Below are 26490 nucleotides of genomic sequence, written 5' to 3'. Positions count from 1 at the left end.
TTCAAGCCCCTCTGGACAGCACAATCTTGTCGACAAGCGCGGCGGGCGTCATAACCATATCTGGATCGATTTCACCGACCTCCACCAATTCCTCCACTTCTGCAATCACAAGATCAGCAGCAAAGGCCATCAACGGATTAAAGTTGCGGGCGGCACGCTCATAGACAAGATTTCCCGCCTTATCCGCCCGCTTGGCCTTCAAAAGGGCGATATCGGCCCGCATCGGCAATTCGACAAGGTATTCACGACCGTTAACGACCATCTTGGTTTTTCCATCTTCAACGATGGTGCCAACGCCGGTTGGCGTAAGGACTCCACCAAGACCCGCTCCACCGCAGCGAATTTGCTCTGCCAAAGTGCCCTGAGGCACGAGTTCGACCTCAAGCTCCCCGGCAATCATCTTTTTGCCAGTCAATGGGTTCGTTCCAATGTGTGAAACGATCACTTTTCTGGCTCGCCCCTCAGAGACAAGACGGCCAACGCCGACATTTGGGAATGCGGTATCGTTGCCGATCAGGGTCAGTTTGTTGATCCCTTTTTCCAGCAACACCGAAACCAGACCCTCAGGAGTTCCGACCCCCATAAAACCACCGAACATAATGGTCATTCCGTCGGCAAACAGCGTACCGACCTCATCCCACTCAATTAACTTACGAACAGTCACTTTTTATTCCTCGAGTAGTTATTGATTGGAGCCGGACTTTCGCAAGCCTAAAGGCCAAAACTGCAGATAATTCGCATGTGCAACCATTGCAGGAAATGTGACAGCAAGCATGCTGGATGCTAGCCAAAGCTCTAGCGCATAGGGAGGCTCGCCACCGGGCAAAGCAAACCTGCCCAGCACAACCACTCGATACAACTCAAACATGACTACCGCCAGGACACAGGCGATGCCTGTCAAAAACAGGCCACGCCATGGTTGCGCAACTTTTAGTCCTGGCAGGCCTTCGAGCATGACCAGTACGATGAACAACCCGAAAATCAGAGCAACGCAAACCTTGGTCTGGAAAAGTACGAGATCCATTCCGCCATATCCGACAAAGAACCACCAAAGCAGGAAGACAGCGACAGCGATGAGCAGACCATTGGCAATCGCAAAAATTGGCTGCTTTGTGAGCGCCGGGAAGAATTTGGCTAGAACAACGACCGGCCAGAAATCGAGCAAGACCAGAATCAGAATGACGGCCACTGAGGCAATGCTCATAGCTAGTGGAATCCAAGCCATATAAAGGCCGCTGGGATCCAAAACTGCCTGGTAGAAAGGCGCTCCATTCAGGAAATTGAAATTGAAGAAAACGCGGAAAAGCAGATAAGCCAAAGTGTAAGTAACCACCAAAAGGCTGCCGCCCAGCCAACCTATGCTCTTACATACAAGATTCAAAGGCCAAGCTTGCAAGGGAATAATCAGCCAGAGTGCTACAGGCACCGTGAAAATCAGATACATATTCACGAAAGGTGTCGGTGGTGAAATACCACCACCAACCGTTTGCCAAGAAACGTAGCCAACCATCACAGCGAGCAGCGCACTCAGTGCAAAAAAGCCAAGGCCACGCCACGGCTGAGGCAGATCCGCAATAGCACGCGGATACTCACAGCGCCAAAGCAGGCTGACCACCATCTGCGCTGGAACCATGGCAACTAGAAACAGCGTACCCCAACCCATCAAGAGGTCAGGCGGAACGGAGATGCAGGCAAACAGCGACAAACCGATAACCACAGTTGCGGCGACAACGCCTTTGAATAATTGACCTGAATTTTCCATATTCTCTTCCAAACTGGCGTATAGCTTCTGATTAGGACAAACGGACTTCGCCGAGATAACAACTGTCGTCGACCAGCCCTGTAACATTTGCTAGACCTAAATCTGGGTGTTGGATTTGAACGGAATATATTCCGCTGCCTGGCTCCAGATCGTCGAACTTGAAGTCGCCAAAAACATCAGTCACTTGGCGCCCAATTTCCTTGCCTCCTTGGCTCAGGATCGCTGTGGCGCCAGCAATACACTCGTCCACACCGACCAGTTCAGCGACCACAGAGCCACCAATAAAGCACTTGGAAAAGCGATGCAGGTTCTTGTAGTAGACGCGGGGCTTGGTTCCCAAGTCAGGCTTGAGCACTTCCAGACCCTCTCTCTCGGCCATTACCCTCATTTCGGCATCGCTGACTTTCAATGCCTTCAACGCGCCGGTCGGACAGGACTGGGAGCAACGTGGTTCGTTCCAGCCCTGATCAAGCAGGTGAGCATCGAAGAACCAGGACTGAGGAACCTGATGCTCCTCGTTCCACCAGATGTTGCCATAAGGACAGGTATCGACCAGATCCTTGCGCCCCTTCGCCTTGACCGGGTCGATGATGACAATTCCGTCATCCCGTTGCTTGATGGCCCCAGCCGATTTAGCAACGCAGGGCGCGTTATCACAGTGATTGCACATACTCGGCAGATAGGCTGCGTCAACCATCGTGCCTTCGCCGCGTACTTTCCGCTCGATGCGTATCCATTCATGGCCATGCCTCGGCTGCGGCTTCGAGTAACCAGGGAACTCATTACTCTCGAATTCGTCCTTAAGGGCCAGCGTGCAGTTGTGGCAGTTCTCGCAGCGCGCCACATCAACGATCAGATTCCATTTGCTCATTATGTTTTCTCCTCGTTTCTCAGCTCTAGTCAGGCTGCAACCAACGCTTCGCCGGAGGGTATCCAGCGCTCGATATTCACCAGGCACGAATTCGACCCCATGCCGTCGGTGTTCTTTACCTGTGCACGACGCGGGGTAAGCGTATTGACACACCCACCACGGTCGACCCGGCCAAAGCGCGGATCCATGAAAATGTCGTATTCGGCGCTGGATTCGAAGGTTTTAACAACGCCTTTGGCAATCAAAGGAGATATATCAACTACGCAAACAACGTTGCCGCGGTCATTGAAAACACGAATCAAGTCATGCTGATTCACGCCACGTTGACGTGCATCCTCCGGATTCATCCGCATTACCCAGTAGTAATAGCCATCAACCAGAATGCGGTGATCTTCAATGTCATTGATCGTCGAATCCTTACCGTCGCCATAGGTATGGAAGCTATAGCGCGAGTGCGTCGATACCATCTGGAGCGGATATTTGCCGAACAGTTCGCTGGTCTGAGGACCTTCCCACGATGGGATATAGCGGTTCAAGGCCGGGCGTTCAGGATTGTTCGGATCACCCCGCTGGATGGAACTAGAGACAAATTCGATCTTGCCCGACTGGGTCTGCAATCCCTTGCCAAACTCGCCGGACCATTGCGACGGCAACGGCACAGGTTCGGGCACATCCTTGTGGCGGTCCTCAGCAAACCAGCGGAAATAAGCGGGGTCGCGTGTCTTTTCCGGTTCTGCGGGTACAACGAAGTAACCCTTCTTGATGAATTCCTTCCAACTTGTGTAGTTAACTAGATCGGAGGCCTCGAACATGCGCTTACACCAGTCCAGTTCACTGCAGCCTTCAGAGAACATTGCCCCAAGCCCGAGCCGATTGAGAATTTCAAGGAAAATCTGGTAATCCGACTTGGATTCGCCCAGCGGCTCAATGCATTTGTGCTGGAAGATAACCATGCGATGATTAATCTGGTCAGTATTGTGGTGGATGTATCCACCTGAGTTACCCCAGTCGCTGATATCGACCCGCTCAAAGGACGTACATGCTGGCAGGATAACGTCGGCAAACTGAGCTTCTCCTTCGAACCAGATCGACTGATTGACGACACACTCCAACGATTCATGGCGATACATCTCAACAAAACGATCGGAGTTGGCGACCGTGCCGAAGGAAGATGCACCATAACGGTAAAGCATATGGACCTTGGAATAACCCGGCATCGGGTATTCATAAGGGGCGAACTGTGCCTCCAGTGAAGAACCATCCCAGAGGTAACCCTTGGCATAGCCATCAACAATGGCATCCGGAAGGCGCTGGCGTGGAATCATCTGCTTGACCGGATTCATGGTCAGTACATGCGGCATACGACAGTATGTATTGACAGCACCGGCAGTAAAGTTAAGCTCTCCAGAAATGCCTCCCTCGGCGTAACCGGGGAACCAGAATGCGTGGTCTAGTGGAGTGCCGGCCTGCAAGTTGCCAAAATTGATGCCCGGCTTGCCCAGGCCCTGCATGGCCATCAGCAGAATCATGTGCCGGGCCCACTGCGACCCTGTTGCCGAACGACAAGTTCCACCGAAACCGGTACCGAGACCTCCTGCGGCCAGATAAGTCTTCTTTTTCCCCCAACTACGCGCCAGGGCACGAACATCCTTTGCCGGAACACCGGTCTCGGGTTCCTGCCATTCGGGGGTCTTGGGGATACCATCTTCTTCACCCATGACATAGGCTTTCCAGGCATCAAAACCGGTCGTGCGGGAGGCCACGTAATCCTTGTCGTACAAACCTTCCTTGATCCACACGTACATGATGGCGAGAGCCAAAGCCGGATCGGTGCTTGGCTTGATGGGGATCCACCGGCCACCATACAGCTGAGCAGTCGGATTCAGGTGTGGGTCGATATGGATAAAATCGATGCCCAATTCCTTCGCCCAGAAGCGGCGCTGAGTCCCTTCGAGGCCACTGGCGTAACCATTGGTGGTCTCTGGATCGCTCGACCAGAAAACGATTTGCTCAGCCTCTTTCAGGCAGTCTTCGACAAGGCCTGAGAAGCCCGGCAGGCCGACACGCAGCGAATTGCCAAAATGATGCTGGGCGCCCCAATACCAGCCTTCCCAACTATCCGGATTTGGATGTACGCGGGTGAAGCCAACGAGGTTGCCAAAGCGCAGCATGGCAGAAAGGTAATAGCCGACGTTACCCCACTGGTGATGCGAACCGCTGAACAGTGCCATGGCACCTGGGCCATGCACCTTCTTCTGGCGCGTGATCTCGTTGGCGACTATATCTAGCGCCTCATCCCAACTGATGCGCACATATTCCGACTTGCCGCGATTCTGGATGTTGCGCTCGCCGTTCGGATCAAAGTCGACGCGTTTCATCGGATGAAGGATGCGCTTGTCGGAATACACCAGCGACTTAAGACACATGGCATGCGGGTTGATCATGCCCCGGCGCTGCGGCGTAAATTTCTTGCCACGAGCAGTGATGGTCCAGCTGGGCGCATCGCTGTTGTCGAGGTCGATTGGCGTCATACGGACGATCTTGTCATCCTTGACGTAGACGAAAAGCGGACCACCGTTGGTATTGGTGGTAAAGCGGACTGTGCCATCCTTCATCGGCGTGCCTAGTTCCCAGCCAGCCGACTGGGTCAGGTTGAGGAGTTGCATGAACCAAACCACGGTCTCGTCTCGACCGAGTACCAGAACCCTGAAATTCTTCGCTGCATGAATAACCTCGGCCTGGCTGACGCCAGGCTTGAGGAAGAGCAGCGCTGTCCGCAGATCATTGAAGCGCATGGTCACGTCTGGTGCCGAATGGATTCCGGCATGCGAGGTGATGCGGCCGTTCTCGATAACGTAATAGCGACCGATGCTGTCATCCTTCAACTTGATCTGAGCGATACAGCGCCGACCCTTCACATGATTGCGAACCGCCGGGAAGTTCTTCAGCGATTTGCGAATGATGTGCGTCAGGCCAAACAGAATGACCTTGAGCATGGTTTGTTTCATTTTTGTCTCCTCTGCAGAACAGGGGCTGTTGTCTATCGGGTCAATATTCCGGTAACTGATCACTGATCAGTTACCGGAAGTGCCCCGCACTACCACAGCTTGATAAATGGGCCTGCTATCAGGCTTCGTTGTTATCGACGAAATTGGATGGCAGATCGGGGCCCCACAAATAAAGGGCGTTTTCTGGATCGTGATCTCCTCCATCCCAGGGCATACCTGCCGGGATATAGTCGATATGGCAGTTGTATTCCCACCACTTACCAAAGGAATCCTGAACGTAGTTGAAGTAGTTTGAACCAAGCACATGCCGTCCGACACCCCACTGATGGGTATAACCTTCCTTGCGCATTTGCGAGGACCCAATGCCTAGCTTTTCCACACCAGGCATGTCCCAAGAGCTATGGTGAATACCGCGCCCGCTACTTTTTAAGAAGGCAATCAGGTGGTGATCACAACCATGTCGGGCATAGGTAAACGCCACGATGTCTTTGGAACTATCCGCCACCTTGACACCAAGGCCTTTCTCGTAAAAGGCCACTGCACGCAGTACGTCAGGCGTGAACAACAGCATGTGAGCAAGACGGCTCGGACCAACCTTCTGCATCGTCGAGCGGAATGCAGCACCTTGAATTCCAGCCGGCACATTGCCGTCCTCCATCTCAGCTTTGCTGTCAGGCATCATCTTCGGAGCAATTCGCAAATGCAGCAACGTACCGTCAGGATCTTTAAACCAGAAGCCTTCGGGGCTTCCAGCCGAATGCGGAGCGGTGACGACACCGCCGGCATCAAGAATCTGCTGGCAAATCTGGTCAAAATCTTCGGCATAGCAACCGAGGCTCAGAAACTCGAAAGACTTCTTCGGGCCGGCCACAACCTTAAGCCAGACGTGCTCGCTGGCACTGGCGCGAACATGGAGTTCTGCACCGCGGCGTTCGACACGAAGGCCATAGGCCAGCATGAACTTCTCAGCTTCGTTCAGGTCCGGCAGGGCCAGGGCGAAGTGGTTGATGGAATGAATACCGGCCTTAGCCCAGCTGGTGTTTGCTGTAGTCATATATTTGTCTCCAAAACAGTTAGAAAGGCTCTCTTGTCGGGGCTTTTCGGGATGACAACAGGCCGCCTTCCCGAGAGTTTGTGGATCGTTATTTCGCAACCACTTTGTTTTCGATAACCCCGACACCTTCAATTTCGGCACGAATGACATCGCCAACCTTGAGGTACTTCGGCGGGTTCATGCCAGCGGCTACACCCATTGGCGTGCCAGTAGCAATCAGGTCGCCCGGTTGCAGTGTCATGATTTGGGTCAGATGGGCGATCTGCTGGTAAATGTTGTAAACCATCAGGCTCGTCGTGTTGTTCTGGCGCTCTTCACCATTGACGGTCAACAGCATATGCAGGTTGTGCGGATTGGAAATTTCGTCAGCCGTGACCAGCCAAGGACCAACCGGGCCATGCGTGTCAAAGGACTTGCCCAGCGTCCACGTCGGGCTAGCCCATTGGATGTCGCGTACGCTGACGTCATTGGCCACCATGTAGCCGGCGATGACGGAGGGCGCATCTTCAATCGATACATCCTTGCAAGTCTTTCCGATTACGACACAGAGTTCGACTTCGTAATCGAGCATTTCCGAGATGCGCGGCATTTCGACCGGATCGAACGGACCGGTGACGCAGGAAACCTGCTTATTAAACCAAATTTGCGTTTCCGGCGTTTTAATTCCCTTGCGGGCCGACTCTTCGACGTGGTCGCGATAGTTCATGCCGATGGCGAGATACTTGGAAGGATTCTGCACCGGTGCCTCAAGCTTGACATCAGCCAGGGCAAGAACAGCTTCAGGCAATGCTTTGGCATCGCGAACCTTATCCATGGCCGCACCACCCTGCTGCAACAAGCTCAACATATCTTGCGGCAGACTGGGTTGGGCGATCGAAAGATCAATAATCTGATCCCCTTCAACTTTGCCAATGCGGGTATGACCAGAGTGGGTAAAAGTGACCAGTTTCATAATTTGTCCTTTTCGATGGTGTGTTTATGATTTGTAGCTAAAATCGCCTACTGCTTCGCAGGCTTGAGAAGGAAGTGACCTAAAGCAGGCAGGAGAATGCCGGCACCTAACATGTTCCAAACGAACATGAAGCCGAGGAGGATGCCCATGTCAGCTTGGAATTTGATGGGCGAGAAAACCCAGGTTGCAACAGCAATACCCAATGTCATTCCTGTCAGTGCAACCACCTTGCCGGTGAATAGCAACGCCTTGTAATAAGCATCCGACAGGCTCATCCCTTCGCGCAGTCGTGCTTGGGTCACGGTCAGGATATAGAGGGCATAGTCGACACCAATACCAACGCCAAGGGCGATCACAGGCAGAGTTGCCACCTTGACGCCGATGCCCAGAAAAACCATCAGGGCTTCGCACAAGACCGATGTCAGCATCAGTGGCAACACCGCACAAACCACGGCCTGCCAGGAGCGAAAGGTGATGAATGCAAGAATGATCACGGCCGCGTAGACAAACATCAGCATTTCAACGTTTGCCTTCTTAACTACGATATTGGTTGCAGCTTCGATACCTGAATTGCCCGCTGCGTTAAGGAACCTCACCTCGGCGGTGTTGTTACGCTCAGCGAAAGCTTCAACCACCTTGACCACGGCTTCCAAGGTGTCTGCCTTGTGATCCTTGAGGAAAACATAGACCGTCAGCAAGTTGCACTTCTGGTTAAACAGTTCCCGAGGAGCACGCGTTGCGATGGCATTGAGCATGTCCTGGGTACGCGGCAGTTCATACCACTTCAGGCTACCTTCGTTCATTCCAGCAGCGGCTCGTTTGCTCAAGGCAGAGAATGAGTTGGTCGACTCGACACCAGGTAGTTGCTGCAACTCGGACTCAAGGACATCGACTTGGCTTAGTGTGTTGTATTGCACACACTGGAACTCCGGCGTCTTGACCATGACAACAAAGACATCACTGCTCGCCGCATAGTTGGCGGCCATGAAAGCGTTGTCGCGGTTGTAGCGCGAATCGGCCCGCAGTTCCGGAGCACCGGGATCTAGGTCACCAATTTTCAATTGCAGACTGACTACGAACCCGACTGCGCCAAGGATGATCGAAACGACAATGGCAATCGTCGCCCATTTCCGGTGGGTGAAGAGATCGAGGAACTCCCAAAAAGGATGCTTTTTGCGAGCCACATCCTGCTCGTCGCCCCTCTCTTCGGTCAGGCTGCGCTTCGCAGCATTCGCACTGACGCCGGTGTAGGAGAGGACGATGGGCAACAGGATGAGGTTGGTGAAGATCAGACCAGCCACCCCCATGCTGGCAGTAATGGCGAGATCTTTGATAACCGGAATGTCGATGACCATAAGTACAGCAAAACCAACCGCATCCGCCAGCAGCGCAGTGACACCGGCCAGGAACAAGCGGCGGAAGGTGTAGCGTGCTGCCACCAGTTTGTGAGTACCACGACCGATATCCTGCATCACGCCATTCATCTTCTGCGCCCCATGGCTCATGCCAATGGCGAAGACCAGGAACGGTACCAAAACGGAATACGGATCAAGTTCATATCCGAGAGTCGGTAGCAGACCGAGCAACCAGACAACGGCAACCAGCGAGCACGACACGACCAGAGCGGTACTACGTGAACAACGGGTGTACCAGTAGAGAACCACCGTACAGATAACAATTGCGATGGCAAAGAAGATCAGGACCTGCTCCAAACCATCTATCAGGTCACCGACGATCTTCGAAAATCCGGTGATATGGATTCTTACGCCTTCGGCCTCGTATTTAGTCCGTAGCTCTTCTAGCTGATTCGAGAAGGCATGGTAGTCAAGGCGCTCGCCACCCTCGGCCGTTTCGTTAAGCGGAACGAGAATGATGGTCGACTTATAGTTACCTGCAACAAGTTGGCCGATCTCACCGGATCGCTCAATATTTTCGCGAACCTGGTCGAGACTAGTCGGGCTGCCGTCATAGTTTTCGGGTATGACCGGACCACCATCAAGACCCTCTTCGGTTACACCAACCCAACGCGTTGCCGGCGTCCACAAAGATTTCATGTAGGGACGATCAACGCCGGGCAACAAGAACAATTCGTCGTTCAAACGACGCAAAGTGTCTAGGTATTTGGCGTCGTAAATGGAATCACCAGATGCTTCTACGGCGATGCGCACACTGTTGCCAAGACCGGCCAAGTCCTGACGATTCTCAAAGAAATTGAGAATGTAGGGATGGTTAGCCGGGATCATCTTGTCAAAACTTGCGTTCAGCCGGACGCCCATCGCCTGGAAGCCAAGGATTACCGTCAACAGCAGACAGGCGACCATCACCAGCATGCGATTGTTGAAGAAAGCACGTTCCATCAGGCTGCCAGAACGTGGGTCAAAATCTTTAATATCGCGGATAACCGGATGTTCCGCTAACGAGGAATCGTGGCTCATTTTTTGTCATCCGTGGCAGGTTGAGCTTGGCTTACGCGACTGATGCCACGCACTCCAGCGAAGAATAGTTTTCCACCTTCTGTCTCAATCAGTGAGTTCAACGGAGTCAGCTTGGGCATTTCAGCCTTGGTAAATCGCTGACCGTCGTCTTTGCTGACGAGTATGTTTCCGCCATCGTCGACCAGCATCACGCGGCCATCTTTCAGGCGGGCACCAGCGGTCAAAGTGTTGTTGCCTGGAATTTCACTTTTCTGCCATGTCTTCCCCTTGTCACCAGAGAAGAATGAGTTCCCACGCATACCAAAGGCGAGCAAATTGTTCCCCGCAGTAAGGACGCCAAAATATGTCCCTAGGTAAGGTGTCTTGATGGATTGAAAATTGGCGCCTCGATCGTGCGAAACGTACAGAGAACCTTGCTCACCCGAAAGGTAGACTGCATCTCCTGCGTCATGGATGGAGTAAAAATGCAGTCCTTTGGTATTCTCGATATGCCCCTGAAGAGGCTTCCAAGACCTACCAGCATCAGCAGTTGAGAAAATCAGGCCATAGGCGCCAACAATTAAACCGTTATTCGCATCCGAAAAATAGACACTGAGAAACGGCTTGTCCGGCCCATCTTTGACGAGTCGCTCTGCATCTGCAATTTGTGCGGGAGTTGCGTTCGATTTCTTGGCTTCGCTAGACACAATTTCGGCCGCACGTTTTCCGTCAAATAGCTTTACCCAATTTTGGCCGCCATCTGTGGTGCCGAGCACAATTCCACTATGTCCGGTAGCCCAGCCATTTTGAGCATCGGAAAACGACAGGCTGGTCAATGTCACGCTGACGGGCACCTTGGCTTGATTCCAAGTCTGCCCCTCATCATCGGACCACAGGATCAACCCGCGTTCGCCAGCAGCCACAAGCCGTTTTCCGGCTTTCTGAAGAGAAAGCATGACTGATGTCGTCGTTCGCTCTTGTGTTCGCATTATCGCTGGGCGATCCAGAGCATCTTGCTCGGCCAGAGCCGGCACGCTGCCCAACAACCCAATAATCAGGGTGCAACCAGCCACCGACATGTTTTTTCTCATGTCGAAACTCATGATTTAACTCCTCTGATCGAACGGAAGAGGATTCCCCTCTCCGTTCGACATTACCTACAACTCGCGATACAACTTGCGCTCTTTAGCGAATGCCAGCACCAGCCAACGCATCAGCCGAGAAATAGGCATCAGGACGACGCGGCACTACTTTGTATGGAGACTTCAGGTCGTTGTAGAGGTTATTAACCAGCCAGGTACCTGCTTGCAAATTGAAAACAGTGAAGGTTGTTGAGACCACAGCTGGAATTTCCGGTGCGACAAAAGGCACTGCGTGTTGTGTTCGCCACAACTTGCCTTGGGCGTCGTAACCATCAACCAGCAACACGGACCAGCTATCCTCGTCAACGTAGAACTGCTTTTTCGGCACGACATGGCGTTTGCCAGGAGCCAAGTTAGCCTCAACGACCCAAACACGATGGAGTTCCCAGCGCATCTTTTCGGGGTTCAGGTGATGCGGCACAAAAACTTCATCGGTCTTTGCTAGCTGAAAGCGGTTGTTATTGTAGGGAACGTAAATTTCCTTCTTCCCGACGATCTTCCACTCATAACGTTCCAAAGAGCCGAGGAACATGAACACTTCATCAAAGTAGTTCTGACCCGAGGCTACGAAATCCGGCGTATCGAAGGCGATGGTCGGAGCACGGCGAACGCGGCGCTGGCCGGTCAGGTACTGCCAGGCTTGGCGTCCCTTCCCAATTTGGTCAATCGGATCGCGCAACAGAATCGACTCACCCGCTTTGAACGGAGGGTCAGTCTGCACTTGGCGCAGGAACATGAACTCACCACCGAATTTTTCCAGCGAACCATCCTTCTGGTAATACGGGAATTGGTGATCATCCTTGGCTTCGACAGCCATGGTCCGAGAACCGTCTGCAGCACCAACCCAGACACGGAACGGAATTTCTACAGACTCCCCCTTCCAGCGGAGAAGGTGGTTCCACATCACTTCGGCACCAGTCTTCGGAATTGGGAAGGGAATCCCCCCAAAGGCGTTTTCGATGTTGTTGCCGCCTTGCGTCGACTTTGCACGCGTGGCATTGGCAAAGGTGTTGTCATACACCCATTGCGGAGCTGATGCTGTCCGATGCGTCGGATACACATCGACCCGGAAGCTCGGATACTTACGCATCAAAGCCTGGACGCCCTCAGACAGCTTGTCTTTATATTGATCCATGTTCTTGGCAGATATCTGCACAGTCGACTTCTCAGCTGCGAAGGGATCAGGGCGCTGTGCACCAGCCTGGTAACCAGCAGGAGCCTTATTCAAACCGCCATCCCAAGATGGAATTGAGCCATCTTTATTGCCTACTTTTTCTGCACCAAGCGGCGTTAAGGTGGATTTGAGCGCGGCAGCTTCGTCAGCCGTAACCGCAAAGCTCGGCAGTGAGATTGCCCAGAGCGCGGCAATCGCGGTGTTGATAAATGTACGTCTCAGCATGAGTTGTCTCCTGGTTAGAACGTTGTTTGGACTGAGAGAGAAAGGAAATCTCGATCGTGCAGGGACTGCGCGCCCGTCTGCATGTAGAGACCACCAGCCGGTGCATTAACCGTGTTGGGCGTCAGGAAGGCGTTGGTATCCCCAAAGAAATGGGTGTAATTCGCAGCGATCTTCCATTTCTTCTGGTAGTCCGCCTTTAGACCGATACTGAAGTCGCCACCGCGCTCAACCCCACCGTTAAACTTGAATACGGCTGAAGAACGTCCATAGGGGTTGTATCCGATGCCAATCGGCACCGACAGATCGAGTCCCGAAAGGACCTGAAAATATTGCGGAGCAAATATCATCCGAAATGCCATCGCATCCCTAGTCACGTTCGGATCAACCGCCATCGGGTTTTTGTCCACGCTGAGGGTGCGGTTCCAAGCCAACTCCCCCAACAATTCAGCCCCGTCCCACAACGGGCTCTTGCTCATCAGGTAGATTGCTGAAACTTGTGCATGAGCGGTTTTACCTACCGCATAGAGCGGGTTATTGGTGCTGTTGCCTGCCAGGCCGATATCCACCTGCGGGGCTGAGACAATAGGCGCATTCCAGCGGTAGGAAACCTCAGCCGAAACATTGGCCTCACCGATCACCGTACTCAAACTAGCGCCAACCGTTTTAATCTTTTCCGGATACACGAAGCGGAAATTGTTACCGAGGTTCATCATGATTGCAGGGTTCTTATCGTTGTACTGGGCTGCATAGAAGCCATACTCGACATCGCTGGAATCAGTTTTAAAACGAACCTGAAAACCACCTTGCGGCGCCTCTGGTTTCAAGTCTTCCACCTTAACCATTGCTACCGGAGTTCCCGGCAACAGGCTCTCGGTACCGGCGCCGACAAAGTCCACATCGCTCAAATAAGAACCGGAAGGGGGTAGGCGATTCTTTTCCCACTGGTATTGATAGTAAGCACCGACCGATACATTCGATGAAACCTGTACCTGAGTGGAGACTTGGCCGACGGGGCGAATAATTTCCTTAAACTGGGACCCTGGGACTGACAAAAGCTTGATCAGGTCCATAGGCGCCTGAGCATTTGCAATACCGTTAGCGCCGAAGAACAAACTTTCGCCGTAAAGCACGGTATGTTTACCAAGGCGTACCGTATACGGAGTCTCGGAAGACTGGTCACTCCTGAGGAACAGGAAGGCGTCGAGAACCTCTGCTTTCCGACCCATCATGTCCCGCGTGCCGATATTGAATTGGCCCGCACCTACGCTGGTCGAGTTAACGCTGTCGGAACTATTGTCATTCCCCCTGTTGTAAACGTCGTCATACCAAGCGGCACCGCTAACACGCGCCCCGATATTTTTATAGGTGACATCAAGTTCGGAAAACAGGTCGACTCGATTAGAAACCAAGCCCCGTTTGAAATTTCGGTCACCGTCATCAAGCTGGCGACCCGGCGCCAAGAAACCAGGAACCATCGCATCACCGGCTGCCACTTTTTCATCGGGATTACTCAGACGGTAAGCCACGCTGTACTTGACCGTATTGTCCCAGCGAACCTTTAGATCCGACTCCCCGGTAGGAATATCGAAAGCCATTACTCCCTGGGAACAACCCAGTGAAGCGATGATTAACGCAACCTTTTTCAGTTGCAGCGCCCTTGGTTGCTGACGCCAATTTGAAGTACCCATTTGCTCCTCCTCCAATGTCCTCGCCGCACCTCGAAGCCTCTCGAGCCACCTGCGACTGAATCCCGCGCTCTTGCGCAATTCGCTAACACAGCCGTGCTTTGGCACTGCTGCAACCTAATGAAGCAACCTCATGAAAGGTGCTGCTCTCCTTTCACAGCCAGAGTTCTTGCGACTCATTTGCGTGAAGGCTGCTCACACGATTTATACATTACGACAAAATATATACAAAATCAAATAAAAAATAATTTGTTCATTTATGCATAATTTTTTGCGTATAGTAGATATTCGCACCCCGTTCGCCTAGAATTGGAGCTGTCACCATGCGACCTTTTGAGATACCCGCTTTGAATACCGATAGAACTGCCACCACATCCAGTCGCCGCCGCAATAGCGATCTGGCAGTACGCACTCAGGCATCCATCCTTACGGATTCAGTGCGACAGGACATCATTGCTGGCGTCTTTCCTCCAGACTCAAAACTCAAGCTCCGAGAGTTGTCAGAGCGGTACGGCGTCGGAGTTATTCCGCTTCGAGAAGCCCTATCGCGGCTAGCAATGAGCGGTTTTGTAGATGCTGAGGATCAGCGCGGTTTTCGTGTTGCCGGAGTATCGGAGGCTGAGTTGCTTGATATCACTCAGGTACGGCAACGACTGGAGGCCGATGCGTTGCGTGATGCGATCGAGCACGGAGACATCAATTGGGAAACAGAACTGATGTCAGCTAGTCACAGACTCAGTCGCATTCCGATGATGCTCACGGACCCTGAAGTTGTGCTGAACCCAGAGTGGGAAAGAGCTCACGATGCCTTTCATGCAGCTCTGCTTTCCGGATCAACTTCGAACTGGCAACTCAAGCTCGCAGCACTTTTGCGCGAACAAACTGCTCGCTACAGACAGCTATCATTGCGTGCTGAAAAATCCTATGTCCGCGATGTAACTCAAGAACATCTGAGAATTGTTGATGCAGCTTTGGCACGCGACGCAGACAAAGCGTGTGAACTACTAAAAGAGCATTTCGCAACGACCACTCGCCTAGCTCTTGGAATTCACAAGTCTTCCTGATTTTCCGCCTTGTCAAACCATCACTGAAATTCAGAAACCCTGCCCAAATGTGTGCGTTGGCTGATAGCCAAGCCATCCGTTTGGTAAGTACTCCACCGGGCGGTTGATCAGCCTTATGTTGCGCTCCGCATCAGGCCAGGAGGCTGGCGCTTCCATCAGGAGTTTTTGGCGCCGATAACTCATTGGCGGAAATCGGAAGCTGCCAATCGATGAAGAGGATCGCCAACTGCAGCTGTAATATTCACAACGCTCGCGCTGCCTGCGAACCCCAAATATCAGCAGCCCTCTGAATTAGGCAGTTGATCGGCCATAACGGCCATTGGCCTGAGGCGCTCAATCGGGCAGCAATCCGCCGCTTACCTGCCGTTCCACCTTGAGTGGTCGCGAACGGCAGCTTCGATTTCTGGCGAATGCGTACTCCGCGCCCATTGCGGACATCCAGCCTTCTCCAGACCCGACGGTCAGGCAAACCCTGGTTTTACGGACTAGACATCTACAAAGCGGCCGGTCGCGACCACGCCCAACCGGCCATCTGCGGACGGTCCAAGTGGCTATCCAATTTCAATAGTTGCAGCTTTCTCAGAGCTGCTTGTACGACCGGTATTCGGTGAGCAAACATACGACTGCTTGACACGAGATCCGCCGAAAATCCCGCGCTTGCAACAAATTTGCAACTCGCCATGTGTAGCAAACGCCACATCGCGGATTGTTTAAGTGAAATCAAATGATTGCGCCCATAACCGAGTAATCTTGTCAGGTATATTCAGGTCAATAATAAGTACTGCGCAGATATTAAGGCCGAGGTTATGAGTAAAGACCCTGTGTTTTTCAAATCTCCCGAGATGGCAAAAAAATTTCCGTTGCATCCTAAACATCCTGAACGGACTTGTTGGGGCTGCGATAAATATTGTTCAGTGAATTCGTTGCAGTGCGGCAATGGTTCTGGTCGTACCCAGCATCCGGCGGAAATGCTCGGGGACGATTGGTACAAGTGGGGCGATTGGGGCATCGACTCGGCGGAAACGCCAGTGATGAGTTCTTGAATATGGCCGGCTCATGGGGTTGCCCACACGAAATTAATGGCTTGTGTCACAAGGTTGGTGGTCAAACTTGTGACCCTGGAATGAAAGGTTGTGTGCTTTATGGTCGCTACGTGTTCGCAAACCCAGCGAAAAATGCACGCATTGTGCAGAAGCAGGGCCGAAGAGATGAAGTCGCCGTAGCGCCGGGCTCAAAAATCAGCAATGACAGCAAAGAATGACAATCCGGTAGATATTGGCGCGAAAACGCTCGTTGGATGTTCTCGCTCCCAGATGCTTGAGCCAAAAAACGACGGAATTTATGTGATCGAATTGTGCAGCGGAGAATTGCGCCACTGGCGCTATCTCGGTCCAGGGGCGCAGTCCAACGCGTGGTGGCTCGATATGGAATCCGGCCTGGAATTCAGTGAAACCAGCGTGATGTATGCATGGCGAATCGTTGGCGTTGGGAGCGAAAAATTTCAGACTGATCTCGAAAATTCAGCTGGCTTAGCTCACGGCAATGGGAGCAGTAACAAAGAGTAGAAGTTGCCAGATGGTTTCACAGAAGGCTTGGTGGAACGATTACAGAGTTCAAATTTCTAAGTTGGAAGTAAATTGTTGAGGTAGACCGCTATGGACGGGTATTCGCGAGCAATTTCTTCACTCAGTGATTTAATCCTTGAGCAGACCTCTGATGCGCTCATCTACGCCAATCGAGAGGGTGTGATTGAACGCTGGAACCAAGCTGCAGAATCAATGTTCGGATATACCTTTGCCGAGGCTTACAGCCAAAGCTTGGATCTGATAATTCCTGAGCACCTTCGTCCAGCGCACTGGCGAGGTTTTGAGGCTGCGATGGTTAATGGTTCTACACGCCTACATGGCCGCCCCACATTGACACGAGCAGAACGTAGATCGGGAGAGAGAATCTATGTCGAAATGAGCTTTGCTCTGGTAACCGACGAATCCGAAAAGGTCATTGGTTCGGTTGCCATGGCACGAGACGTGACAGAACGTGTTCTTCGGGAAAAAGATGCCGCCATTAGCAAGAATAAGTAGGTAGGGTGCTACGCCGTCTGATACTTGTGCAAGCGGTCAACGCTTGGGATCAGGATCCGCCTTCCTTCAACCTTGATCAGACCAAGCTCACTCAATTCGCGAAGGATGCGAGAAAAGTATTCTTGCGTCTGGTTGAGGCGGGAGGCAATTAGCCCTTTATTTACGTGAAGTTCGAGAACCGTATTTTCGTCATCGAGCCGGCTTTCCGGCAATTCATGCATCAAGTATCCAATGATGCGCTGCTTCCCTGATTACAAGGAATAAGCTTCAACATTGAGCATGAGTTGATGCATGCGCATGGCCATCCCGGCCTGCACTTTGCATACATAGTCGCGATCACGATCCAGTTCGTCGAAGATCACAGACTTGGAGACGTGAAGCAACAGGCAACTGCGCAGCGCTTGTGCAGAGACATCACTGCTATAAAAAACGGAATTACGAAGAGTTCCGTTTATTGGCTCTCGGCTTGTTTTAGTCCAACAACACGAGAAGCTGCTTGCTCGTTGAAGACTGGCGTTTGTTACTTCTGGGAGAGAATCCAGGTAACGAGCTTCTTCGCTTCGTCAGGGGTAACGTTGTTCGGCGGCATCGGGATTTGACCCCAGACGCCCTTGCCACCGGCCTTGACCTTGGCGGCCAGTTTGTCGACCGCGCCGGCATCGCCCTTGTACTTGGCGGCGACGTCCTTGTAGGCCGGGCCGACAAGTTTCTTTTCGATGGCATGGCAGGACATGCAGTTCTTGGCCTTGGCCAGTGCCTCGTCGGCCAGTACCTGGCCGGAGATACCGAGACCAGCGGCAAACATCATTGCGATATGGACAGCTTTCATTTGGATGAACCCTTCGTTGAAATAATGCGGGAGCGTAATGTCGCGGTTGGAAAAATTGGCGCTTTGATGGGAATCAAAAGCCTGCCGAAGCCCGTCCGAATCTGATGTTGCTCAATGCGTCGAATTGATGAACATCAAGACTTCGTATCTTCGAGTCGTTGGCGACTCCGCTACTTGGTCAGCCGTTCGAACAACTTGACGGTGGTGTCGACGCTGCGCAGCAGGCGCTCGCCTTCGGCAATGACCAGGCGGGCGTGTTGGGTTCTGGCGGCATGGGAGAGATCCGGACAGAGCGTGTGGATGAATTTCTGCCATTGGCTGGCGACTACCCGAAGCTGGGCGGCGACTTCCGGCGGGATATTCGCCGTTTTTCCCAGGGCCTTCAGGTTGCTGTCGAACTCCAGGCAGGAAGGCGGCGTCAGCACGGCAATTTTTTCGTCCAGCCTTGGCCACTCGCGAAACAGGAAGAACTTGCCGATACGCTGCGACAGCATGCGGTTGCGGCCGGCCATGTTGACGTAATGCGCCGCGGGGAGTTCGCCCAGATCAGCCGCATGGCCAGTCAGCGCGTCGGTTGCTTGAAGCAACTTCTCGCTCAGTTCGAATACATCTTCAATTTTTTGTACGGATAACTGGTCTCCATGCATCAGGTATTGATAGCGCGGCCACAAAGCCTTGATCAGCACGAGTTTTTCGGCGAACTCGGCGGCCAGTTCGAGCTTTTCAAGGCGGGCCAGATGGCGCTCGAATTCCTTCTCCTGCTGGTTGAGCTTGACCAATGCCTTGTGTGGGGCAATCGCTGAAACGATCATGCACCACGCAATGGCCATGCGCTGCGAAAGCACACGCAGGCGGCCGCACATGTTGACCAGCGCGCCAGCCGACAGCGGGGTCTCGGCATCGAGCGCGTTGCCTTTACGTTTTCGGCAGAAATTCAGCCTCTGCCGGTTGTCGCCGCCTACCGTATCGAGCAGGGCAGCATTCTGGATATGGACTTTGCGGCCTTCGACGACAAGAACGCCGTTGTCGCTCAGTTCGCGCAGGTTGCGGGAGAAGGACTCCGGCGTCATGCCAATGCGCGCCGCGATCACTTTCTTGCTGGCCTTTAGAACGACGGTCGTTTCACCCGCCAGATTGGCTTTTTCGCCCGCCGATTCAAGCAGGTAGTCGAGTAAGCGTTGGGTGCCGGTCAGGCCATAATGGTGGCTGGTGACGTCGAACTCGATCGCGCATTGACGGCGAGCCAGGGCGGCAATGATGCGCGCGCCCAATTCGTGGTGATTTTCGGTGGCCTCGCGCAGTTTGCGAATATCGATTGCCACCAGCAGGGTCTGCGTGATGCAGCAACAAGTCGAAGCGTAATGCGTGGCGCCGAATAGTTCGCCCAGGCTAAGCAGCTGCTCGCTCTGTACCAGTTCGATGATCTTGGTGGCGCCGCCGGGGATGGTCGTGCTGCGCTTGACGCTGCCGTTGAACAGCAGGTGCGCTTCACGGATCGGGTCGCCAGCTTCGTATAGCGTCTGGTTGGCCGGAAGTTCGAGCAGGCGGCTCGCCTCGGCCAGCTCGTTGAGCAAGGCAGGCGGTAACGCGGCAAAGAACTTGCTGCCGGAGAGCAGTTCGCGCTGGGCACGATACGGATCGTTAAAGCGGGCGTTCAATTGGAGAATATTTCCTGAAGTTGTTCCCAACCCCATACTAAGCAAAACGAAAAGGGGGTGTAACTCCTCTCTCGGAGGAGCCATACCCCCTCTTTAGTCTTAGTAGACGTCGTGTTGAGTGTTGAAGACGTTGAACTTGCCGGTTGGCGTGACCAGTCTCGGATCGCGGATGACAGCCTTCAGCTTGCGCGTCTTGTCATCGACCACAACGATTGCCGATTCCTGGTCCTTGCCGTTCCAGACAGAGAACCACACTTCGTCACCGGCCTTGTTGTATTCCGGCTGGACGATACGCTTCGGGCCATCCTTGATGCCTGACCATTCGCCGATCGGAATCAGTTCATTACCCTTTTCGAGGTTGTTGATGTCCCATACCGCTACGGACTGGCTGACTTTCGGTTCCGGATTGAGCGTCGTATCGACCCACAGGTTCTTCGACTTCGGATGCGTCTTCAGGAACAACGAACCGCCGCCCAGGCCTTTCAGCGAACGGACAACCTTCCAGGCATTGTCCGGATGCTTCTTCGGGTCAGTACCGATCAGCGCGATCGTGTCGTCACCGAGGTGACCTGTCGCCCACACCGGGCCGAACTTGGGATCGATGAAGTTGGCGCCACGACCCGGGTGCGGTGTCTTGCCGACTTCGACCAGTTTCTCCAGCTTGCCTTCCTTGGTGTCGATGACCGCAATCTTGTTGGAGGCGTTGGCCGCATCCATGAAGTAGCGATGCGTCGACTCAAAGCCGCCGTCATGCAGGAAAGGCGCCGCTTCGATCATCTTGATTTTCAGGTTGTTCAGGTCGCGATAGTCGACCGAATAGACCATCCCGGTTTCCTTCACGTTAACGAAGAACTCCGGGTTGAAGTGCGAGGAAACGATGGCGGCAACGCGCGGCTCAGGATGGTAAGCCTGGGTGCCGACGGTCATGCCACGGGTGGCGACGATCTTGCGCGGTTTGAGCGTATCGCCGTCCATGATTACGAACTGTGGCGGCCAGTAGGTGCCGGCAATCGCGTACTTGTCCTCGTAACCCTTCGCCTTCGAGCTTTCGACCGAGCGGGCTTCCATGCCGACCTTGATTTCGGCCACCGTGTCCGGTTTTTCCATCCACAGGTCGATCAGGTTGATCTTGGCGTCGCGGCCAATCACGAACATGTAGCGGCCAGAAGCCGACATGCGCGAGATATGGACGGCGTAGCCAGTGTTCAGAATGCTGACGATCTTCTTGCTGTCGCCGTCGATCAGGGCGATTTCACCGGCATCGCGCAGGGTCACCGAGAACAGGTTCTCAAGATTGAGATTGTTCATCTTCTTTTTCGGACGCTGTTCAACGGGAACGATGACCTTCCACGACGCTTCCATTTCCTTCAGGCCGAATTCCGGCGGTGCTGGCGGCGTCTGCTGGATGTAGCGAGCCATCAGGTCGACTTCATCATCAGTCAGAATACCGGACGTGCCCCAATTCGGCATGCCACCGGCCGAGCCGTACTTGATGAAGACCTTCAGATATTCCAGCCCCTTTTCGATGGTGATATCCGGGGTCAGCGGTTTACCTGTTGCGCCCTTGCGCAGCACCCCGTGACAGCCGGCACAACGTTCGAAGAAGATGCGCTTGGCTTTATCAAACTCGGGTTCCGACATCTTGGGCGCTAGCGGATTGATGTCCTGATGCATCTTCACGTCAGCCAGTGGCGAACCGCCTGCCGCCTGGTAGTCGCGCATCGCGCCGTCGCCGTGCGCGGCCGGTGTTTCGGCAAAGGCAAACTGGACAAGCGCCGCCAGAAGCGGCAATGCCATCAAGCTACTGCGTTTGTATTTTGTTGAAATCATGACTCCCTTGACCCTCTCAAAATTTGAATAAGGATCGGCACTGTCGCAAGCCTGGGCTTTGCTGCTTTGATCAAGATCAAGGGGTAATGAAGGCACCAATTGAGGCTGTCTTCGGAAGAATTTAGTCTTGATAACAATCAAGCTGCGAAGTGAATAGATATTCAACGCCATACCAGAGGCGAAAAAAACGATTCAAGGGAACTGGTGTTGGCCAATGGGCAGCCCAGTATTGAGATATCCAGAACGGCCGCTTCGTAGCATTCCAGCTCGCATAAATTGAGTATGGCTGAACGGCTGTTACCGAGTAGCCACCATGTCGGCAAAGCGTCGGTTTGCGACAGTTTGCCTCTTCGAATTCATGGTCGGAAAGCGGTCAGTAAAAACCCAATTCCCGGAAGCGGCCAGTCGCTACTGAGCACTCACGACCCATTGCAGCCGGTTACAGTTCTCAGGCAGCACGGCTGCAATCAAGCACAGACCAGTCATTCAAGCTTGGCTAGACGGCTACAATTAGTGCGATGAATCGACGTAGCCTAATTCTCTTTTCGCTATCAATTGTCCTTGCGTTTAGGACGCTTGCTGCGTCTGCTTCACAAGAGCGCGCAGACTGGTCCAGTTTCTTTACTACAGCCGAGGCGCACGGCACCATCGTTGTCGTAGACAACCGCAATGGGAAGGAAGTGGCTTTCGTTTACGACTCGGAGCGCGCGGGGCGTCGCTACTCGCCGGCTTCAACCTTCAAAATTCCTCATAGCTTGTTTGCTCTTGACGCGGGAATTCTCCGTGATGAGTTCCAGGTAATTCCCTGGGATGGCATCAAGCGTTCGATAGAGGCGTGGAATGAGGACCAAAACCTACGCTCCGCGATGCGTAATTCGACTGTCTGGGTCTACGAACGATTTGCTCGGCAGCTTGGCGATGCGCGTGAGACTGAGTACATGCGAAAGATTAAGTATGGCAACGCAGTTGCGGGAGGCGGCAAACCTTTCTGGGTCGAAGGCGACCTAGCAATTTCGGCAAATGAACAAATATCGTTCCTGCGTCATCTCTATCGTAATGAACTGCCATTCCCGGTCGAGCATCAGCGGCTCATCAAGGACGTGATGGTGAATGAGGCAGGTCGTGATTGGATATTGCGGGCCAAGACCGGCTGGAGTGGAAAGGTTGGCTGGTGGGTAGGCTGGGTCGAGTGGCCAACCGGACCGGTATTTTTTGCGCTGAACATCGATACGCCCAACAGACTGAATGACCTCTCAAAGCGGCAAGAAATTACGCGCAACATACTTCGTTCTATCAGTGCTCTGCCACCGTATTAATTGTGAAGGACGATGTCCGTTGTTTGCTTAAGGCAGTCAGCCCACCGTACATAGCTCACCGGCAGTTCCTGGCCGGCTCCTAGCCGATACCAACTAGTTGCCGTAACGAAGGACAGCCCTCGACCCTGAACAGCCTTCAGTCGTTACTAGCGATGCTCTCACCGCTACGGGTTGTCTTGAGTTTTGAGGAGTTTGGACACGCTCGGAATCCGAATTTTCTTGCCATGCACCTCAAGCAGCCCGCTATCCGACAGGTCGTGCAAAACCCTGGAGAAGTGTTCCTGAGTGATGTTGAGGCGTGAGGCAATGACCCCTTTGCCCGCTGTGAGCTCAAACTCCAGTTGGTCTGAGTCTATTGCTGCCTGAGGCACATCTATCATCAAATATCCGATAATTCTCTGCTTGGCTGACTGCAACGAGTAGCCTTCGACGTCCGTCATCAAGTCGTGAGTGCGTTTTGCCAGCCCGGCCAACATCTTCTTAGTGAATTCGTAGTCGTGTTCCAACTCATTCATGATGGCTGCCTTGGGGACATGAATCAGCATCGAATCCTGCAGCGCTTGAGCAAAGACAATGTAGGTCCGGTCCAAAAACATAATGGCTTCGCCAAAGCTTTGACCCTGCTGAATTATTTCCACAATCTTCTCGTTGCCCTGAGATGATGTGAATGCTAATTTGACCTGGCCGAAGACCAGAAGATGAAAGCCCGTACAAGCATCTCCGGCACGAAAGAGTACATCGCCTTTTTGCGCGTGGATAAGCTTGGAGCAACTGGCAATGTGTTCGATATCGCTGGTAGCCATGCCAGCAAACAGGGGCAAGTGAGCCAGGTGGTTTTCGATGCTGATTGACTTGTGGTCGCGCATATTCGTCCCGAGGCAAATGACAATGCGCCCATCATAGTTTGATTTGAATCAAAACTGGAACTGGCGCACGATTTTCTGGTAACACTTTGACGTGCACTCTTGAATTAGCTTGATGCGCTGGTGCCATGTCAACAAATTCAGGTAAGCGATAGGTCACCCTGGGTTGCACGCTACGTGAAGCATATTAGGAAAGTATGAATTAGGCGCTTATACTAGTAAGTGATTTAATACTTACAAGCGCCCATGTCTATCAACCCTCGTCAAACCACCGAGTCACGCCAGGCAGAAATCATCGCCACCATGGTTCGGCTCTCGGCCGAGCGCAGCCCTGCCGAAATAACGACTACGGACATTGCCAAAGCCATGGGGGTTACTCAAGGGGCGCTTTTTCGGCACTTCGCCACCAAGGAGGCCATCCGCCTGGCCGTGGTCGAATGGATAGATGAACATTTGATGTTCGAACTCCTTGCTGCCAAGGAGCGCTCCACTGATGCGCTGGCTGCTCTCAAGGCCATGTTCATGGCTCACGTCGGCTTTGCCAAAGTACACCCCGGAGCGCCTCGCCTCATTTTTGGCGAGCTTCAGCAACCTGCTTCATCCCCCGTCAAGCAGCGGGTTCAGCAAATCATGCAGCGCTATCGGCAAACCCTTTCCCAAACCCTGGCCGCGGCTATTGAGGCGAAGTTGATTCGCGCCGATGCCGATTGCGCAGCGGCCGCAGCCCTGTTCCTTGGTGCCATTCAGGGCTTGGTCATTCAATCCATGCTCAGCGGCCACACTGAGCAGATGGAGCAACAGGCGGTCGGCGTTCTGGAACTTTATCTTGCCGCCCTTGGGGTCAAGTCATGAAGCTCGATAGTCTTCTCAGTCGCAAGTTTGGCCTGGTGGTTTTTGCAGTGGTTCTTCTGGTTGGATTTGGCTTTGTGGTCGCCCGCTCAGGCCCCCTAGCGCCGACCAAAGTCACCATCACTCGGGTCGAAGCCGGCAGTCTGTCATCATCCCTGTTCGGCATTGGCACGGTCGAAGCGCGACGCAGCTATTTTATTGGACCCACCGCTGCTGGTCGCGTCAAAGCAGTTCATGTCGATGTGGGTGAACAGGTCAAGGCCGGGCAACTGCTGGCAGAAATCGACCCAGTCGACCTGGACGAACGACTACGTTCGCTTGAAGCCTCATACGCCCGGGCATCCAGCGCGGTTTTGGCGGCTGACGCTCAGCGCAAGGATGTTCTGGCCCGCCAGATGATTGCCGGCTTGAATGCGAAACGCTATCGCGACCTCGGCGATAAGCATTTCGTCAGCCCGAGTGCAGTTGAGAGCAAACAACAGGAACTGACCTCGGCTCAGGCAGCCGTCGATGCAAGTGATGCCAACCTGCAAAGTGCCCGGCAGGAAGTCATCCGCCTGAAGGCCGACCAGGATGCTTTACGGCAGCAACGGAATAACCTGCGCCTGGTCGCACCCGTTGACGGCGTGCTGACCAGCCGTGATGCTGAAGCTGGCTCGACAGTCGTTGCAGGGCAATCAGTGCTCAAGTTGATAGAGCCCAGCAGTCTCTGGGTCAAGGTCCGGCTGGACCAGGGGCGGTCCCGCGGCCTGGCTGCTGGACAAGCCGCTAGCATTGCCCTGCGCAGCAATCCGGGAATGCCATTAACCGGCAAGGTAGTCAGGATTGAACCGGTCAGTGACAGCGTGACCGAGGAGCGCATCACCCTGATTACCTTCGACCAGATTCCTCCTGGCCTGAGCATTGGCGAGATGGCCGAGGTGACCGTTCAAACGGCAGCCAATCAATCTGGCCTGACACTGCCCAATGCAGCCATCAAACAAATGCCTGAGGGTTCTGGTGTCTGGAAACTACGCGATGGCAAGCCCGTCTTTGTCGCCATCAAACTCGGCACCAGCACCCTGGATGGTGCGGTGCAGGTACTGGAAGGACTTGGCGCAGGTGACGAAATCATCGTTTTCAGCGAGCGCGAGCTGTCTGAAGGTAGCCGTGTCAAAGTTGTCGAACAACTGGCAGGACAACGCCAGTGATAAGTCTGGCCGGGCGCGACATCCTGCATTCCTGGTCGAAGTTCGTGTTGACCGGAATCGGTCTTGGCTTGCTGATTGGCGTGACGCTGACCATGGCCGGGGTGTATCGAGGTATGGTCGATGATGCCAAGGCGCTGCTCAACAACAGTGGCGCTGACTTGTGGGTCGTTCAGCAGGACACGCAGGGGCCGTATGCGGAGTCCTCGAGCATCCATGATGACGTGTACCGTTCAATGCTGAGCCTGTCGGGCGTGGCTCGCGCCGCCAACGTGACTTATCTGACCATGCAGGTTCGTCTGGACAATACCGATGTGCGTGCGATGGTTGTAGGTTTCGAGCCAGGGCAGCCGGGAGAGCCCGGCTACCTGATTGCCGGACGTCACATTACCCGTAACCATTACGAGGCCGTCGCCGACGTCAAAACCGGGTTCCAACTGGGCGCTAGAATTCGGATTCGTCGGCACGACTACCGGGTCGTCGGCCTGACCAAACGCATGGTTTCGTCCGGCGGCGACCCCATGGT

24 protein-coding genes are annotated in these 26490 nt (G+C 53.6%); 8 read left to right on the top strand and 16 right to left on the bottom strand.

All coding sequences use genetic code 11. From position 1 onward, the window contains the following. Position 1 precedes the first annotated feature (1 nt). From atoD to AC07TV_RS15330, 10 genes are all read right to left on the bottom strand, one after another. Entirely contained in the window at positions 2-664 is a 663-nt protein-coding gene (gene atoD, locus AC07TV_RS15375; RefSeq protein WP_226495549.1) for an acetate CoA-transferase subunit alpha, read from the bottom strand. A gap of 18 nt (positions 665-682) precedes the next feature. Beyond that, entirely contained in the window at positions 683-1762 is a 1080-nt protein-coding gene (locus tag AC07TV_RS15370; protein ID WP_494649244.1) for a hypothetical protein, read from the bottom strand. A 31-nt stretch (positions 1763-1793) separates the two neighbouring features. Continuing rightward, positions 1794-2633 carry a 4Fe-4S dicluster domain-containing protein gene (locus AC07TV_RS15365; RefSeq protein ID WP_226495551.1) on the bottom strand — a complete coding sequence of 280 codons (840 nt, stop codon included), beginning with the start codon at positions 2631-2633 and terminating at the stop codon, positions 1794-1796. Positions 2634-2662: 29 nt separating this feature from the next. Next, entirely contained in the window at positions 2663-5641 is a 2979-nt protein-coding gene (locus tag AC07TV_RS15360; RefSeq protein ID WP_494649243.1) for a molybdopterin-dependent oxidoreductase, read from the bottom strand. Positions 5642-5759: 118 nt separating this feature from the next. Beyond that, the gene (locus AC07TV_RS15355) at positions 5760-6695 is read right to left on the bottom strand and encodes a VOC family protein (protein WP_494649242.1); all 936 of its coding nucleotides are present in this window, start codon (positions 6693-6695) and stop codon (positions 5760-5762) included. 88 nt (positions 6696-6783) lie between these two features. Further along, positions 6784-7647: a fumarylacetoacetate hydrolase family protein gene (locus tag AC07TV_RS15350; RefSeq protein WP_226495554.1), complete on the bottom strand. Its 864-nt coding sequence runs from the start codon at positions 7645-7647 to the stop codon at positions 6784-6786. Positions 7648-7694: 47 nt separating this feature from the next. Continuing rightward, the gene (locus AC07TV_RS15345) at positions 7695-10082 is read right to left on the bottom strand and encodes an efflux RND transporter permease subunit (protein WP_226495555.1); all 2388 of its coding nucleotides are present in this window, start codon (positions 10080-10082) and stop codon (positions 7695-7697) included. Next, complete coding sequence (locus tag AC07TV_RS15340) at positions 10079-11164, bottom strand: WD40/YVTN/BNR-like repeat-containing protein (protein ID WP_494649241.1); 1086 nt, start codon at positions 11162-11164, stop codon at positions 10079-10081. The genes AC07TV_RS15345 and AC07TV_RS15340 overlap by 4 nt, the downstream gene beginning before the upstream one ends. An 82-nt stretch (positions 11165-11246) precedes the next feature. Beyond that, entirely contained in the window at positions 11247-12602 is a 1356-nt protein-coding gene (locus tag AC07TV_RS15335; RefSeq protein ID WP_494649240.1) for a DUF1329 domain-containing protein, read from the bottom strand. Between the two features lie 14 nt (positions 12603-12616). Beyond that, positions 12617-14290, bottom strand: a complete 1674-nt coding sequence (locus tag AC07TV_RS15330) for a DUF1302 domain-containing protein (RefSeq protein WP_494649239.1) — start codon at positions 14288-14290, stop codon at positions 12617-12619. A 320-nt stretch (positions 14291-14610) separates the two neighbouring features. Between AC07TV_RS15330 and AC07TV_RS15325 the strand changes: the two genes are divergently transcribed. The 4 genes from AC07TV_RS15325 to AC07TV_RS15310 all read left to right on the top strand — a co-directional run bounded on the left by AC07TV_RS15325 (position 14611) and on the right by AC07TV_RS15310 (position 17432). Continuing rightward, positions 14611-15351: a GntR family transcriptional regulator gene (locus AC07TV_RS15325; protein WP_494649238.1), complete on the top strand. Its 741-nt coding sequence runs from the start codon at positions 14611-14613 to the stop codon at positions 15349-15351. Positions 15352-16193: 842 nt separating this feature from the next. Beyond that, the gene (locus AC07TV_RS15320; protein ID WP_153151425.1) at positions 16194-16394 is read left to right on the top strand and encodes a DUF3079 domain-containing protein; all 201 of its coding nucleotides are present in this window, start codon (positions 16194-16196) and stop codon (positions 16392-16394) included. A 201-nt stretch (positions 16395-16595) separates the two neighbouring features. Next, positions 16596-16916, top strand: coding sequence for a hypothetical protein (locus AC07TV_RS15315; RefSeq protein WP_494649237.1), 321 nt, complete (start codon positions 16596-16598; stop codon positions 16914-16916). Positions 16917-17006: 90 nt separating this feature from the next. Further along, on the top strand, positions 17007-17432 hold the full coding sequence (locus AC07TV_RS15310; protein WP_494649236.1) for a PAS domain-containing protein: 426 nt from the start codon (positions 17007-17009) through the stop codon (positions 17430-17432). Positions 17433-17440: 8 nt separating this feature from the next. On the opposite strand, the gene AC07TV_RS15305 is transcribed toward AC07TV_RS15310, so the two are convergent. The 5 genes from AC07TV_RS15305 to AC07TV_RS15285 all read right to left on the bottom strand — a co-directional run bounded on the left by AC07TV_RS15305 (position 17441) and on the right by AC07TV_RS15285 (position 21749). Beyond that, positions 17441-17665, bottom strand: coding sequence for a helix-turn-helix domain-containing protein (locus tag AC07TV_RS15305; protein ID WP_494649436.1), 225 nt, complete (start codon positions 17663-17665; stop codon positions 17441-17443). An 18-nt stretch (positions 17666-17683) separates the two neighbouring features. After that, positions 17684-17815 (bottom strand): hypothetical protein, encoded by a 132-nt coding sequence (locus tag AC07TV_RS15300; protein WP_494649235.1) that lies wholly within the window; start codon positions 17813-17815, stop codon positions 17684-17686. Between the two features lie 137 nt (positions 17816-17952). After that, complete coding sequence (locus tag AC07TV_RS15295) at positions 17953-18261, bottom strand: c-type cytochrome (protein ID WP_494649234.1); 309 nt, start codon at positions 18259-18261, stop codon at positions 17953-17955. A 170-nt stretch (positions 18262-18431) separates the two neighbouring features. Next, positions 18432-19919 (bottom strand): helix-turn-helix domain-containing protein, encoded by a 1488-nt coding sequence (locus tag AC07TV_RS15290; RefSeq protein WP_494649233.1) that lies wholly within the window; start codon positions 19917-19919, stop codon positions 18432-18434. A 99-nt stretch (positions 19920-20018) separates the two neighbouring features. Next, positions 20019-21749 carry a cytochrome D1 domain-containing protein gene (locus tag AC07TV_RS15285; RefSeq protein ID WP_310492159.1) on the bottom strand — a complete coding sequence of 577 codons (1731 nt, stop codon included), beginning with the start codon at positions 21747-21749 and terminating at the stop codon, positions 20019-20021. Between the two features lie 518 nt (positions 21750-22267). On the opposite strand from AC07TV_RS15285, the gene blaOXA reads away from it, so the two are divergent. Beyond that, positions 22268-23065: a class D beta-lactamase gene (gene blaOXA / locus AC07TV_RS15280; RefSeq protein ID WP_494649232.1), complete on the top strand. Its 798-nt coding sequence runs from the start codon at positions 22268-22270 to the stop codon at positions 23063-23065. Between the two features lie 164 nt (positions 23066-23229). Here the strand turns inward: blaOXA and AC07TV_RS15275 are convergent, their stop codons facing one another. Beyond that, on the bottom strand, positions 23230-23931 hold the full coding sequence (locus AC07TV_RS15275) for a Crp/Fnr family transcriptional regulator (protein WP_494649231.1): 702 nt from the start codon (positions 23929-23931) through the stop codon (positions 23230-23232). A 243-nt stretch (positions 23932-24174) separates the two neighbouring features. Between AC07TV_RS15275 and AC07TV_RS15270 the strand changes: the two genes are divergently transcribed. From AC07TV_RS15270 to AC07TV_RS15260, 3 genes are all read left to right on the top strand, one after another. Further along, entirely contained in the window at positions 24175-24780 is a 606-nt protein-coding gene (locus AC07TV_RS15270; protein WP_494649230.1) for a TetR/AcrR family transcriptional regulator, read from the top strand. Beyond that, positions 24777-25967: an efflux RND transporter periplasmic adaptor subunit gene (locus tag AC07TV_RS15265; RefSeq protein WP_494649229.1), complete on the top strand. Its 1191-nt coding sequence runs from the start codon at positions 24777-24779 to the stop codon at positions 25965-25967. Before AC07TV_RS15270 ends, AC07TV_RS15265 begins: the two co-directional genes overlap by 4 nt. After that, positions 25964-26490 (top strand): ABC transporter permease (locus AC07TV_RS15260; RefSeq protein WP_494649228.1); only part of this gene is annotated, 527 nt, incomplete at its 3' end. The genes AC07TV_RS15265 and AC07TV_RS15260, both read left to right, overlap by 4 nt.

It is taken from the genome of Azonexus sp. GW821-FHT04F04 (genome assembly GCF_059420025.1).
This window is presented reverse-complemented; position numbering and strand designations above follow the sequence as displayed.